We start from the raw sequence: 13,504 nt of genomic DNA, 5'->3' as shown, positions 1-13,504 counted from the left end.
CATGCCCTTGCCGTCCCTCCTTCCGCCACCCATCCTGTCCCCATGCCCCTGAGCCACCTCCACGACCTGACCGACGACGTGCTGGCCCGTGCCGCGCGCATCCGGCTGGCGTGCTTCGACGTGGACGGCACGCTCACCGACGGGCGCCTCTACCTGGACAGCGAAGGGCGCGAACAGAAGACCTTTCACGTGCAGGACGGCCAGGGCCTGGTGCTGCTAAAGCGCGCCGGCATCGAGGTGGCCTTCATCACCGCGCGGGGCGGCACCGTGGCGGTGACGCGCGGCCGCGAGCTGGGAGTACAGGTGTTCACCGGCGTCAAGGACAAGCTGGCCAGGGTGCGCGAACTGGGCGCCGGCCTGGGCTTGGGCATGGAGCAGGTGGCCTTCATGGGCGACGACCTGCCGGACGTCCCCGCGTTCCGTGAAGTGGGGCTGGCGATCGCCCCTGCCGACGCACACCCCTGGACGGCGCAGTACGCGCACTGGCGCACGCGTCGGTGTGGCGGCCAGGGCGCCGCACGCGAGGCCTGCGACCTGCTGCTGGGGACGCAGGGCCACGCCCCCCTCTTCGAAGGCGGTACCGCATGAGCTGGCGCACCACGCTGGGCCTTGTGCTGCTGCTGGCGGCCATCCTGAGCGGCTGGTCGGCCTGGAAGAACCGCGACGTGCCTGCGCCCGGCCGGGTCGTCGTCGACCGCTCCGACTACGTGATGCGCGATTTCGAGATGATCGCCCTCAACGGTGACGGCCGGGAGGCGGTGGCCGTACGCGCGCCCCTGATGGAACGCAATCCCCAGGACCAGACCTACACCATCACCACCCCGCTGTTCCTGCTGCCGGAAGAGGAGGGCCGCTCGTGGGAACTGCGCTCCAGGACCGGCTGGCTCAGCGCCAAGGGCGAAGAACTGAGGCTGCAGGGCGATGTGCATGGCACTTCCCCCGCCGGCGGCGCGCGCAAGGCGGATTTCCGTACGCAGACGCTGAACGTCTTCCCCGACCGCGACCTGGCCATGACCGACGACGTGGTGACGGTCACCCAGCCCGGCTCTAGACTCAGCGGGCGCGGTTTTGAGGCCAACCTCAAGACCAAGGACTACCAATTCAAATCCCAGGTGAGATCCATCTATGAACCGCGCTCTGCTCGCTAGTGCCGCGCTGCTGCTCCTGCTGCCCGTTGCGGACGTTGTGGCCAAGTCCTCCGACCGCAACCAGGCCATGACCATCGACTCCGGCAGCCAGTCCGGCAACATGGAAGGCAACGGCAAGACCGTGCTCGGTGGCGGCGTGGTGGTCACCCAGGGCACGCTGGAGATCCGCTCGGCGGCCGCCGAGATCTACATGGCCGACGGCGAGGTGTCGCGCTCGGTCTTCACCGGCAAACAGGTGAAGATGAAGCAGCAGATGGACGATGGCACCTGGATGGATGCGCAGGCCGACCGCGTCGAATACGACATGAAGACCGAGACCATCACCTTCATCGGCAACTACACGGTCAAGTCCGATCGCGGCTCCAACAGCGGCCAGCGCATGGTCTACAACACCAAGAGCGGCAATATGCAGAGCGGCGGCGACGGCACCCGCGTGCGCACCGTCATCCAGCCCAAGTCGGCGCAACCCGCGCAGGGCAAGAACTGATGTTGACCGCCAAGGGCCTGCGCAAGCGCTACAAGCAGCGCGAAGTCGTCGCCGACTTCGGCCTGACCCTGCAGCCGGGCGAAGTGGTCGGTCTGCTGGGCCCGAACGGCGCCGGCAAGACCACCTGCTTCTACATGATCGTCGGCCTGGTGGCCGCGGACGCCGGCACCATCGAACTGGACGGCCAGGACATCACCGCCCAGCCGATGTACCAGCGCGCCAAACTCGGGGTGGGTTACCTGCCGCAGGAACCCTCCGTGTTCCGCAAGCTCAGCGTGGCCGACAACATCCGCCTGGTGCTGGAACTGCGCGAGGACCTGGATGCGGCCGGCATCGACCGCGAACTGGCCTCGCTGCTGGACGAACTTCAGGTCACCCATGTCGCCGACCAGCTGGGCGCCAGCCTGTCCGGCGGCGAGCGCCGGCGCGTGGAGATCGCCCGCGCCCTCGCCGCCCGTCCGCGCCTGATGCTGCTGGACGAGCCCTTCGCCGGCGTCGACCCGATCTCGGTGGGCGAAATCCAGCGCATCGTGAAACACCTCAAGGACCGCGGCATCGGCGTGCTGATCACCGACCACAACGTGCGCGAAACCTTGGGAATCTGCGACCGGGCGTATATCCTCAATGCCGGTAGCGTTCTGGCGCAGGGGGCCCCGGACGCGTTGCTGGCCAATCCGGACGTACGACGGGTCTATCTGGGCGAAACCTTCCGCCTGTGACGCCCGTCGGCGGCATTGGCCGCCTACGGGTTTCCAAGGTCGGGAATGAAACCACGCCTGCAGACATCGCTGGGACAGCATCTGGTCATGACGCCGCAGCTGCGTCAGGCCATCCGTCTGCTGCAGATGTCCACCGCCGAACTCGAGATCGAGCTGACCGAGGCGGTGGAAACCAATCCCCTGCTGGACTGGAGCGAGCCCGGCGAGGATGCGGGTCCACAGCGCGGTGCCGACGACGAGCGTCCGCCGGGCGAAGACCCACGTGACGAGCGCGCGCAGGGCCCGGAGCAGCAGGATCACGAACGGGTAGCCGCCGGCGAACCCGACGACTGGTCGCCGGACGAAGGGCCCTGGACGTCGTCCGGCAGTGGGGGCTCGTTCGACGACGACGACGGCGGCAGCCCCGCCGAGCGCGTGGCCGAAGCCGATACGCTGCACGGCCATCTGTTGTGGCAACTGCACCTGTCGCACCTCTCCGCGCGCGACCGCCGCATCGGCGCCGCACTGATCGACGCACTGGAAGACGACGGCTACCTGCGCGAACCGCTGTCCGTGATCGCCCAGACCCTGCGGCCGGAGATCGAGGCGGCGGAAGACGACATCCTGGTCGTGCTGCACCAGGTGCAGCGCTTCGACCCTGTCGGCGTGGCCGCCCGCTCGCTGGGCGAGTGCCTGCAGCTGCAATTGTCGGTGCTCGGCGACGATACGCCGGGCAAGGCGCTGGCGTTGACGATCGCCGGGACCGCACTGGAGCGCCTGCCGCGCAGCGGCGTGGCCGGCATCGCCCAGGAGCTGAAGCGCCCCCTCGCCGAGGTGGAAGAGGCGGTGCACCTGTTGCGCACCCTGGACCCCAAGCCCGGCGCGCAGATCGGCGATCTGTCGCACGACACCTATGTGGTGCCGGACTGCGTGGTGTGGCGCCAGCGCGGCGTATGGCGCGCAGCACTGGCCGGCAACACCCTGCCGCGCATCACCATCCACCGCGGCTACGAACAGATGATCCGCCAGTGCGGCGACAGCGATGCCGGCTATCTCAAGGCGCAGTTGCAGGAAGCGCGCTGGCTGCTCAAGAGCGTCGAGGCGCGGGGCGAGACGCTGCTCAAGGTGATGCGCTGCCTGCTGCACCAGCAGGCCGGATTCCTCGAGTTCGGCGAACAGGCGCTGCGTCCGCTCACGCTGCGCGACGTCGCCGAACAGGTCGGCCTGCACGAATCGACGGTCTCGCGCGCCATCGCGCGCAAGTACGTCAGGACGCCGCGGGGCACCCTGCCCATGCGCGCCTTCTTCGCATCCGGCATCGACACCGACGGGGGCGGGGAAGCCTCCAGCACCGCCATCCAGGCGATGATCCGGCGCCTGGTCGAGAACGAGAACCCGCGCAAGCCGCTGTCCGACGCGAAGCTGGCCGACCTGCTGAAGGCCTCCGGCATCCCGGTGGCGCGGCGCACGGTGGCCAAGTACCGCGAGGCGCTGAACATCCTGTCCTCGCACGAACGCGTGCGCATCGCCTGAGCTTCGTCCCCGTTTCGCGAAACGAAGCGTGACCGCGTTCCACACGCGCAGAACGTTTTCCTAACACCTCAGCGCGACTGCAAGAAAAGCGCATGCGTACGGGTTGATAGTTGCAGCGGACGGGTCCATCTTTGTCCTGCAGGCATCCGCCTGCCACCGCCCGGCACCGAGGAGCACTACGGAACCCAGACCCCTGCCGCGTTGTCATTCCTGACACGCTTTCCGCGCCCCGTGCGCGGTTCTACCGACCGAAGGAGGCACACATGCGTATCGAGACTTACGGCCACGAAATCGAAGTCACTCCCGCCCTGCGTGAATACGTCGAAACCAAACTGAAGCGGCTGGAGCGCCACTTCGAACAACCCTTCGAAGTCCGTACGCAACTGGGTACCCGCAAGCCCGACTACCTGGCCGAAGCCACGGTCAACATCGCCGGCCGCACCCTGCATGCCGATGCCGGCGCGCAGAACATGTATGCCGCCATCGACATCCTTGCCGACAAGCTGGACCGCCTGCTGGTCAAGCACAAGGAAAAACGCACCGACGTGCAGCGCGCAGGCGCGCGCAGCGAACTGATCGGCTGACCTCCGCGCCGGGCGATGTTCCGGCAGGCCGCCCCGCAGTGCGGGGCGGCCCTCGCGTTCTGTCCCCATGCCACGCGCGATCAGGCTCCGCGCGGTCGCGCGGCCGCGAGCGGGCCATTACACTGGCCTACGCCGTCTTCCGGGCCGGCATCTCCCTTTCCGCCGGCTGCTTCCGCATGATGAATACCAGCATCACCGCCCGTGAACTGTTCGACCAGCAGAAGGACAAGCTGGCCCTGCGCTGGCTGGCGGGACAGAAGGGCGAAAAGCGCGTGCTCGAGTCCGGCGACACCGTATCGCGGCGCCCGTCGCTGGCCGGTTACCTCAATGCCGTCTACCCCAACAAGGTGCAGATCCTCGGCACCGAGGAACTGACCTGGCTCGACTCGCTGGACTCGCGCCAGCGCTGGGAAACCATCGAGAAGATCGTGCAGGCCAGGCCGCTGGCGCTGGTGATCAGCAAGAACCAGTCGTGCCCCGAGGACCTGCGCGAGGCCGCCAACGAGAACGATACGCCGCTGTGGGTGTCGCCCAAGCGCGGCCACGAACTGCTCAACCACCTCTCCTACCACCTCGCGCGCACGCTGGCGCCGCGGGTGACGTTGCACGGCGTCTTCATGGAGATCTATTCCATCGGCGTGCTGATCACCGGCGAGGCCGGGTCCGGCAAGAGCGAACTGGCGCTGGAACTGCTCAGCCGCGGCCATCGGCTGGTGGCCGACGATGCGCCCGAGTTCACCCAGATCGCGCCGGACGTACTGGACGGCACCTGCCCCGAACTGCTGCAGGACCTGCTGGAGGTCCGTGGCCTGGGCGTGCTGAACGTGCGCGAGATGTTCGGCGATACCGCGGTGAAGAAGAACAAGTACCTGCGTCTGATCGTTCACCTGACCCGGCCGATGACCGAACCCAACCCGCACGGCTACGAACGGCTGACCGGCGATTCGGGGACCCGCCACGTGCTGGACCTGGACGTGCCGCTGATCACCCTGCCGGTGATGCCCGGCCGCAACCTGGCCGTGTTGACCGAAGCCGCCACGCGCCTGCATATCCTGCGCACCAAGGGCATCGATCCGGCCGCGATGTTCATCGCACGCCACAGCAACCTGCTCGAGCGCAGCGCGCCATGACCGATCCGGCCACCCCGCAAGTCGCAGACGAGGAAAACGGCACGCCGCCCCCGCCCGCGCCCACGGTCGTCATCGTCAGCGGCCTGTCCGGGTCGGGCAAGTCGGTGGCGCTGAAGACCTTCGAGGACCTGGACTACTACTGCGTCGACAACCTGCCGGTGGACCTGCTTCCCTCGTTCGTGCGCAGTCTGGTGCGCGAGGACGAACTGCCGCCCAAGATCGCCGTGGGCATCGACGTACGCAGCCGCCACAACGACCTGTCCAAACTGGCGCAGTGGCGCGCGGCGCTGGCCCAATTGGGGCTCGAAGGCCGGCTGGTCTTCTTCGACGCCAGCGACGAGGTATTGCTGCGGCGCTATTCCGACACCCGCCGGCGCCATCCGCTGGGGCATGGCGGGCTGTCGCTGCAGGAAGCCATCCGCCAGGAGCGCGCCATCATCGCGCCGTTGCGCGCGGAAGCCGATGTCGTCATCGACACTTCCCAGCTCAACGTGCACCAGCTGCGGCGCCGGATCATCGCCGAGTTCGCCTTCAACAAGGGCACGCAGCTGTCGCTGCTGTTCGAGTCGTTCGCCTACAAGCGCGGCGTCCCGGCCGACGCCGACTTCGTGTTCGACGCGCGGGTGCTGCCCAACCCGCACTGGAACCCGGAGCTGCGCCCCTACGCGGGCCGCGACCCGAAGGTGCGCGCCTTCCTCGACGCCCAACCGGAGGTCGCCGAGTACGTCGGCCAGGTCAGCGGCTTCCTGGACACCTGGCTGCCGCGCCTGCGCGGCGAGACCCGCAGTTACGTGACCATCGCCTTCGGCTGCACCGGCGGCAAGCACCGCTCCGTGTACCTGGCCGAAACCCTGGCCCGACACGCGCGCGACCAGGGCTGGGAAGAAGTCGCCACCTTCCACCGCGAACTGGATTGACGCCCGGCTTCACGGGAGCGGGCTTGATCGGCTCACAGTTCCCGACTCGGGCAGCAGCGCCGCCGGGCAAGCCCCGCTCTACGGGGACACGGCACGGGCGCCCCGGAACCTCACCCTTCCATCCGCGCCGCTTCCAGCGTGTCATGCCGGTCTGTTAACGTTCCTGCATGGCCTGTGGCATTCTTCTTGTGACTCATCCTGGCGTGGGTGCGGCGATCCTCGCCGTCGCCACCGCGCTGCTGCGGCACCTGCCCCTCAAGGCGGAGGCCTTCGAGGTGCCGTTCGATGCCGACCTGGAGGCGCTGCTGCCGCAGGCTTCCGCCGCGCTGCGGCGCGTGGATGGCGGCGACGGCGTGCTGGTGCTGACCGACCTGTACGGCGCCAGCCCCAGCAACCTGGCGGGCCGGCTCGCCCGCCTCGGCACGCCGGTGCGGCGCGTCTCGGCACTGAGCCTGCCCATGCTTCTGCGGGTGATGAACTATTCGGAACAGGGACTGGACGAACTGCCGGCCACCGCCGCCGCCGGCGCACGCAATGGAGTCATTCACGACGATGCTTGAACGCGAACTCACCATCTCCAACCGCCTCGGACTGCACGCGCGCGCCACCGCCAAGCTGGTGCAGACGCTGTCCGGCTTCCGCTGCAACGCCACGCTGGCAGCCAAAGGCCGCGAGGTGAACGCGAAAAGCATCATGGGCGTCATGCTGCTGGCGGCCGGCCAGGGCACGCCGGTGACCGTCCGCATCGACGGCGAGGACGAAGCCGCCGCGATGCAGGAAGTCGTCTCGCTGTTCGAGCGACGATTCGACGAGGACGCGTGACTTGAGGGCCCTGCTGCCGGGGCACGGAGCGTCGCGCGGCAGCGCGCTGGGGCGCGCCCGGGTCCGGTTGCCGCACGTCCTGGATGTGGCCGAGCAGCACATCCGCCAGGACCAGATCGACGATGAACTGGCACGGCTGCACGAGGCCGTGGACGCTACCCGTCGCGAGATGCACAGCCTGCGCGCCCGCCTGCATGGGGCGCTGGCCAAGGAAGTCGGCGAGTTCCTCGACCTGCATGCGCTACTGCTGGACGACCCCGAACTGCTGCACGGCCTGGACCAGCTGATCCGCGCCGGCCGCTACACCGCCGATTACGCCCTGAGGCTGCAGCGCGACCGCCTGGCCGCCGTGTTCGACGGCATGGACGACGCCTACCTCAAGAGCCGCATGGACGACCTGGACCATGTGATCGGACGGATCCATGCGCACCTGCACCAACGTGCGACCGATACGCCCGGCGTCGCCGGCGAGGTCCTGGTCAGCGACAACGTGGCGCCCTCGGAACTGGCGGAGCTCCAGCAACAGGGCGTCGTCGCCGTGGTCACGGCTGCCGGCAGCGCGCTCTCGCACAGCGCCATCCTCGCGCGCAGCCTGCACCTGCCGCTGGTGGTGGGCAACGCGCAGGCCCTGCAGCGCATCAACGACGGCGACGTGCTGCTGGTGGACGGCAGCACGGGCGAAGTGGTGGTCAATCCCGACCCGGGCGACCTGCGCCGCTACCGCGAGCGCCTGCGCGATGCGGCCCGCGAGCAGCGCGAGCTCGGTCGCCTGCGCTCAAAACCCAGCCGCACCCGCGACGGCGTCGATGTGGCCCTGTGGGCCAATGCCGAGTCGCTGGAGGATGTGGCCAAGGCCCATGCCCTGGGCGCGGCCGGGGTCGGCCTGTACCGCACCGAGTTCCTGTTCCTGCGGCGCCGCGAACTGCCGGGCGAAGACGAGCAGTTCCAGGTCTACCGCGACCTGGTGCTCGGCATGAGCGGGCGGCCGGTGACGATCCGCACGCTGGACCTGGGTGCGGACAAGGCCGACCGCACCGGACTGGCCATCGGCGACGAGGACAATCCCGCGCTGGGCGTGCGCGGCGTGCGCCTGGCGCTGGCGCACGTGGAGGTGTTCGAGACCCAGCTGCGTGCCATCCTGCGGGCCTCGGCCTACGGACCGGTACGCATCCTGGTGCCGATGGTCAGCGGGCGCGAGGAACTGCTGGAGGTGCGTCGCCGCCTGCGTCGTGCGGGGCTGCAACTGCGCAAGCAGGGCCACGAGATCGCCGGGCATGTCGAACTGGGCGCCATGATAGAAGTGCCCGCCGCCGCGATCGCTTTCCACGGCTTCGTGGACGTGGTGGACTTCGTGTCCATCGGCACCAACGACCTGGTCCAGTACCTGCTGGCGGCGGACCGCAACAACGAGGCCCTGGGCGAACTCTATTCGCCGCTGCATCCCGGCGTGCTGCGCCTGCTTCGCCATGTGATCAGCATCGGCGCCGAGCACAAGGTGCCGGTGGCGATGTGCGGCGAGATGGCAGGCGATGCCACCCTCGCGCCGATGCTGCTGGCGCTGGGCCTGCGCGAGTTCAGCCTGCATCCGGCGACCCTGCTGGAACTGCGCAAGGCGATCCGCGACAGCGACCTGTCGGACCTTCAGTCCCGCGCGGCGAAACTGCTGCAGGCGCGCGACCGTGCCGGCATCGAGCGCTGGCTCAAGGCTGCGACATCCATCTGACCCTCTGTGTAGGAGCACCCCATGGGCGCGATGCTGTTGCTTCGGATTTCTTGCGAAAAGCACCGCGCACATGGGGCGCTCCTACAGACGCGCGGGATCTCGTGCGGCGGCGTTACGGGGTGTCCATAACGCGCAGCCCGGGCGATAATGGCGGCATGAACGCCTGATGCCCCGGTCGCATCCGCCTGACGGATCGGCCCCATTCCGGAGTACCGAATGGTCGAGACCATCCGCCACGACAAGACCGCACGCCAGTTGCGCCTCCTCTCCGACGCGCTCGACAGCGGTCGGCTGGGGCCCGTGCGCCGGCTGGTCAACACCTTGTCGCCCGCGGAGATCGGCAACCTGCTGGAATCGCTGCCGCCGGGTAAGCGCGAAGTCGTTTGGGGGCTGGTCGATCCGGAAGACGACGGCGAAGTGCTGGTGCACGTCGGCGACGAGGTGCGCGAAAGCCTGCTGGCGGACATGGACACCGACGAGATCGTCGCGGCGGTCGAAGACCTGGACATCGACGACCTCGCCGACCTGGTCGAGGACCTGCCCGACACCGTCATCGACGAAGTCCTCAAGTCGATGGACCGCGAGAACCGCGAGCGCCTGGAGCAGGTGCTGTCGTATCCGGAAGACACCGCCGGCCGCCTGATGAACCCGGACGTGGTCACCGTGCGCGCCGACGTCAACGTCGACGTGGTGCTGCGCTACCTGCGCCTGCGCGGCGAACTGCCCGACCACACCGACCACCTGTACGTGGTCAGCCGCCGCCACCAGTACCTGGGCCGCGTGCCGCTGGCCGCGCTGGTGACCCACGAGGACACCACGCCCATCAACCGGCTGATCGACGACGAGCAGCCGGCCATCGATGTGGGCGAGAGCGCGCAGGAAGTCGCGCGCCAGTTCTCCGACCACGACTGGGTGTCCGCGCCCGTGGTGGACGACAACAACATCCTGCTCGGCCGCATCACCATCGACGACGTGGTGGACATCATCCGCGAGCAGGCCGAGCACCAGGCGCTGGGCGCCGCCGGCCTGGACGAGGACGAGGACCTGTTCTCGCCGGTCAAGCGTGCGGTGCGCGGCCGCGTGGTCTGGCTGGGCATCAACCTGTTCACCGCCTTCATGGCGGCGACGGTGATCAAGGAATTCGACGCAACGCTGGAGAAGATCGTCGCTCTGGCCGTGCTGATGCCCATCGTGGCCGGCATCGGCGGCAATGCCGCGGTGCAGGTGCTGACGCTGATGGTGCGCGGCCTCGCCCTGGGTCAGGTGGGCTCAAGCAATGCCGGCATCCTGTGGTGGAAGGAACTGCGCGTGGCGCTGATCAACGGCGTGCTGATCGGCGGGATCGTCGGCGTGATCGCGTTCCTGTGGTTCCGCAGCCCGATGCTCTCGCTGGTCATCGCGATGGCACTGGTGCTGAACTTCTGCGCCGCCGCCACCGCCGGCGTGCTGCTGCCGCTGCTGCTCAAGCGGATGAACATCGACCCCGCCGTCGCCGGCACCGTCGTGGTCACCGCGGTGACCGACGTGATGGGCTTCTTCTGCTTCCTTGGCTTGGCCACGCTGATCCTGCTGCACTGAGGGCGTCCGATCGATGGAACGGCTCGGCAAGGTCAGCGAATGGAACGACGACCGCGGCTTCGGTTTCATCGCCGCGCTGGATGGCCAGCCTGCGCGCGTGTTCTTCCATGTGCGCGACTACCGGCTGGACGGTCGTCGCCCCGAGGTCGGGGAGCTGGTGAAGTTCAGCGCGCAGCGCCAGGTCGACGGCAAATGGCGCGCCCAGGCCGTGCGCCGGACGGCGCCTGCCGCCCGGTCGGCCAAACCGGCGGCACCCGCGCGGGCTGCCGCACGGCGACCCGGGTCCGCGCTGCCCGGCGCGCTGGCCACGATGGCCTATGCCCTGTTGCTCGCGTGGGCCATCCGCACTGGACGACTCCCGTTGGAAGCGGTGTTCGTGCCCCTGGTCCTGTCGGCGATCACCTTCGTCGCCTACGCCCTCGACAAGCACGCCGCACAGGCCGGCCGCTGGCGCACGCCCGAGTCCACCCTGCACCTGCTGGAGCTTGCCGGCGGCTGGCCCGGTGCCTGGATCGCGCAGCAGACGCTGCGGCACAAATCGCGCAAGCCCGGCTACCGCGTCGTGTACTGGATGATGGTCGTACTGCATGCCGCTGTGTTGATCGCGTGGTGCTGGACGAGGTGGTGAGCCCGGCACGACGGGCCGTTTCCGTTTTCCCACCCCGAACACGCCGGAACTGCCGTCCTGGGTGATCGCCGCATGCGGCGCTTTCCTACAGGCCACGGCGATATGCGCCGATCCCGCTGCCCGGCCCCACACGCGAGGCTGGCACTTCCTCGATCCGGTTCTGCGCCATGCGCCTGCTCCTCACCGCCCTGCTATGCCTGCTGGCCTGGCCCGTCCTGTCGGCACCCCCACCGGATCCGATGCTGGCCACCCCTTATCACGGCAACGTGGCGGTGCCGGACTTCCTGGTCAGCGAAAAACTGGACGGTGTGCGCGCCCGCTGGGATGGCCGCTCGCTCTGGACGCGCGGCGGTGCGCGGATCGCGGCGCCGGCTGCGCTCACACGTGGCTGGCCGACCGAACCCCTGGATGGCGAACTCTGGATCGGGCGTGGCCGCTTCGATGAGGTCAGCGCCACCGTCAGGCGCGTGCAAGCCGACCCGCAGGCGTGGCGACGCGTGCGTTTCATGGCGTTCGACCTGCCGGCCAATCCACGGCCCTTCGCGGAGAGGGTCGTGCGCATGCGTACCTTGATTGCGGACGCCGGCAACCCGCAGTTGGCGATGATCCCGCAGCGACGCTTCGGGACGGCCGCTGAACTGGACGCCGAGCTGGCGCGCGTGGTCGCCGCCGGCGGCGAGGGCCTGATGCTGCATCGACGCAGCGCTCGCTACCGCCCCGGGCGCAGCGAGGACCTGCTCAAGTACAAGCCCCATCAGGATGCGGAGGCACAGGTGGTCGCGCACCTGCCCGGCAAGGGCAAGTACCAGGGCATGATGGGCGCGCTGCAGGTCCGCACGCCGGAGGGACGCCGCTTCCGCATCGGCACCGGCTTCACCGATGCGCAGCGGGCCGCGCCACCGCCGCTGGGCGCGTGGGTGACCTACCGCTACACGGGTATCACCTCGACCGGCCTGCCGCGTTTCGCCCGCTTCGTCCGGCTGCGCGACGACCTGCCGCCGCCTGACCCGGAACGCTGACGCGACCGCGTGGATCCACATACGCCACGTGCGCACCGGCGCCGCACCGTGCCCATCGGGTTATGCTGCCGATCGTCGCCCCTGACCTCCATCGCCATGCGCCTTCTCGCCACCGCCTGCCTGGGCCTGCTGCTGATCCTGATGACCGCCTGCACCACGACGCCCCCGATGAACCCGACCGGCGAATTCGTCTCGCGCGAGGTCGTGCTCGAAGGCAAGACCTACCGCTACCAGGTGTTCGTGCCCGCGGCACGCTTCCGGCGCGGCAAGCCGCCGGTGGTGCTGTTCCTCAATGGCTCGGGCGAGCGCGGCCGCGATGGCGTGAAACAGACGATGGCGGGCCTGGGCCCTTACCTGCGCCAGCATGCCGACACCTTCCCCGGGCTGGTCGTGTTTCCACAGGCGCCGGAAGATACCGAGTGGACCCAGACCGCCGGTCCGATCGCCTTCGCCACGCTGGATGCCGCGCTGCGCGAATTCGATGGCGATCCGGATCGCGTGTCGCTGACCGGCATGTCGATGGGCGGCTATGGCACGTGGGAACTGGCGCTGCAGCAGCCGACCCGCTTCGCCGCGCTGGTGCCGGTGTGCGGCGGCATCACCGTGGACTGGGGGCGCGACCGCTCCAGCATGAACGTGCACAGCGTCGCGGGTGCCGCCGATCCCTTCGCCGCCGCCGCGCAACGCCTGAAGGACGTGCCGGTGTGGATCTTCCACGGCGGCAAGGACGATGTGGTGCCGCCGTCCCAGTCGCGCCGCATGGACGCCGCACTGAAGGCCGCCGGCGCACGCGACGCGCGTTACACCGAATTCCCCGATGCCAACCACAACAGCTGGGACGCCGCCTACGCCTACGCCCCGATGTGGGACTGGCTGTTCGCCCAGCGTCGGGGCCGCTGACATGGCGGAGCTGGTCGCCGACTACTTCGCCGCCGGCTGGCGCGACCGGACGCTGTCGTGCCCCTGCGGCTGGCAGGGCGACAGCCGCGCCATGGCCATGGAACTGCACGACGCGGTCACCGACTACGCCTGCAGCCAGTGCGGCAACCTGCTGCTGATCGTGTCCCATCCGACGCTGGAGCAGGTCCGCGCCGCCGCCGGCGCCGGTCACGACGAGGCCCTGGCCCACCTGGCCATCATCGAGGAAGCCCTCGTCCGCTTTCCTCCCGCTACCGGCTGATCCGGCGCAGACAGCGGGACGCGCTGCGCCACGCTCCCGGTGACCGCAGGGACCGCG

The 13,504-nt window shown here is 69.0% G+C and carries 16 protein-coding genes; all 16 read left to right on the top strand.

From position 1 onward, the window contains the following. Positions 1–42: 42 nt before the first annotated feature. Positions 43–588, top strand: coding sequence for a phenylphosphate carboxylase subunit delta (locus V8246_RS09195; protein ID WP_336188844.1), 546 nt, complete (start codon positions 43–45; stop codon positions 586–588). Then, a complete protein-coding gene (gene lptC, locus V8246_RS09190) occupies positions 585–1,148 on the top strand; it encodes an LPS export ABC transporter periplasmic protein LptC (protein ID WP_313221704.1) in 564 nt (187 codons plus the stop codon). Before V8246_RS09195 ends, lptC begins: the two co-directional genes overlap by 4 nt. Then, on the top strand, positions 1,126–1,635 hold the full coding sequence (lptA, locus tag V8246_RS09185; protein ID WP_187573274.1) for a lipopolysaccharide transport periplasmic protein LptA: 510 nt from the start codon (positions 1,126–1,128) through the stop codon (positions 1,633–1,635). Before lptC ends, lptA begins: the two co-directional genes overlap by 23 nt. After that, the gene (gene lptB / locus V8246_RS09180; RefSeq protein WP_162110461.1) at positions 1,635–2,354 is read left to right on the top strand and encodes an LPS export ABC transporter ATP-binding protein; all 720 of its coding nucleotides are present in this window, start codon (positions 1,635–1,637) and stop codon (positions 2,352–2,354) included. The genes lptA and lptB overlap by 1 nt, the downstream gene beginning before the upstream one ends. Positions 2,355–2,399: 45 nt before the next feature. Then, a complete protein-coding gene (locus V8246_RS09175; protein WP_336188843.1) occupies positions 2,400–3,866 on the top strand; it encodes an RNA polymerase factor sigma-54 in 1,467 nt (488 codons plus the stop codon). A gap of 263 nt (positions 3,867–4,129) precedes the next feature. Next, the gene (gene raiA, locus V8246_RS09170; RefSeq protein WP_185896862.1) at positions 4,130–4,450 is read left to right on the top strand and encodes a ribosome-associated translation inhibitor RaiA; all 321 of its coding nucleotides are present in this window, start codon (positions 4,130–4,132) and stop codon (positions 4,448–4,450) included. A gap of 179 nt (positions 4,451–4,629) precedes the next feature. Then, the gene (gene hprK, locus V8246_RS09165) at positions 4,630–5,580 is read left to right on the top strand and encodes an HPr(Ser) kinase/phosphatase (protein WP_185897058.1); all 951 of its coding nucleotides are present in this window, start codon (positions 4,630–4,632) and stop codon (positions 5,578–5,580) included. After that, entirely contained in the window at positions 5,577–6,497 is a 921-nt protein-coding gene (gene rapZ / locus V8246_RS09160) for an RNase adapter RapZ (RefSeq protein WP_336188842.1), read from the top strand. The genes hprK and rapZ overlap by 4 nt, the downstream gene beginning before the upstream one ends. 167 nt (positions 6,498–6,664) lie before the next feature. Next, positions 6,665–7,057 (top strand): PTS fructose IIA subunit family protein, encoded by a 393-nt coding sequence (locus V8246_RS09155; protein WP_185896864.1) that lies wholly within the window; start codon positions 6,665–6,667, stop codon positions 7,055–7,057. Beyond that, the gene (locus V8246_RS09150) at positions 7,050–7,319 is read left to right on the top strand and encodes an HPr family phosphocarrier protein (RefSeq protein WP_162110456.1); all 270 of its coding nucleotides are present in this window, start codon (positions 7,050–7,052) and stop codon (positions 7,317–7,319) included. Before V8246_RS09155 ends, V8246_RS09150 begins: the two co-directional genes overlap by 8 nt. Position 7,320: 1 nt before the next feature. Further along, the gene (ptsP, locus tag V8246_RS09145) at positions 7,321–9,042 is read left to right on the top strand and encodes a phosphoenolpyruvate--protein phosphotransferase (protein WP_336188841.1); all 1,722 of its coding nucleotides are present in this window, start codon (positions 7,321–7,323) and stop codon (positions 9,040–9,042) included. 216 nt (positions 9,043–9,258) lie between these two features. Further along, complete coding sequence (mgtE, locus tag V8246_RS09140; RefSeq protein ID WP_187573280.1) at positions 9,259–10,620, top strand: magnesium transporter; 1,362 nt, start codon at positions 9,259–9,261, stop codon at positions 10,618–10,620. A 13-nt stretch (positions 10,621–10,633) separates the two neighbouring features. Continuing rightward, positions 10,634–11,248 (top strand): DUF1294 domain-containing protein, encoded by a 615-nt coding sequence (locus V8246_RS09135; protein ID WP_336188840.1) that lies wholly within the window; start codon positions 10,634–10,636, stop codon positions 11,246–11,248. Between the two features lie 167 nt (positions 11,249–11,415). After that, entirely contained in the window at positions 11,416–12,267 is an 852-nt protein-coding gene (locus V8246_RS09130) for a DNA ligase (protein WP_185896868.1), read from the top strand. 90 nt (positions 12,268–12,357) lie between these two features. Continuing rightward, positions 12,358–13,167 (top strand): prolyl oligopeptidase family serine peptidase, encoded by an 810-nt coding sequence (locus V8246_RS09125; protein WP_336189082.1) that lies wholly within the window; start codon positions 12,358–12,360, stop codon positions 13,165–13,167. A gap of 1 nt (position 13,168) precedes the next feature. Further along, on the top strand, positions 13,169–13,447 hold the full coding sequence (locus V8246_RS09120; protein ID WP_185896869.1) for a hypothetical protein: 279 nt from the start codon (positions 13,169–13,171) through the stop codon (positions 13,445–13,447). Positions 13,448–13,504: the final 57 nt, after the last annotated feature.

Origin of the sequence: Pseudoxanthomonas sp. F11 (genome assembly GCF_037046485.1) — a bacterium.
Classification (GTDB): domain Bacteria; phylum Pseudomonadota; class Gammaproteobacteria; order Xanthomonadales; family Xanthomonadaceae; genus Pseudoxanthomonas_A.
The sequence above is the reverse complement of the archived record's forward strand: the minus strand, read 5'-3'. Positions and strand labels throughout refer to the sequence as shown.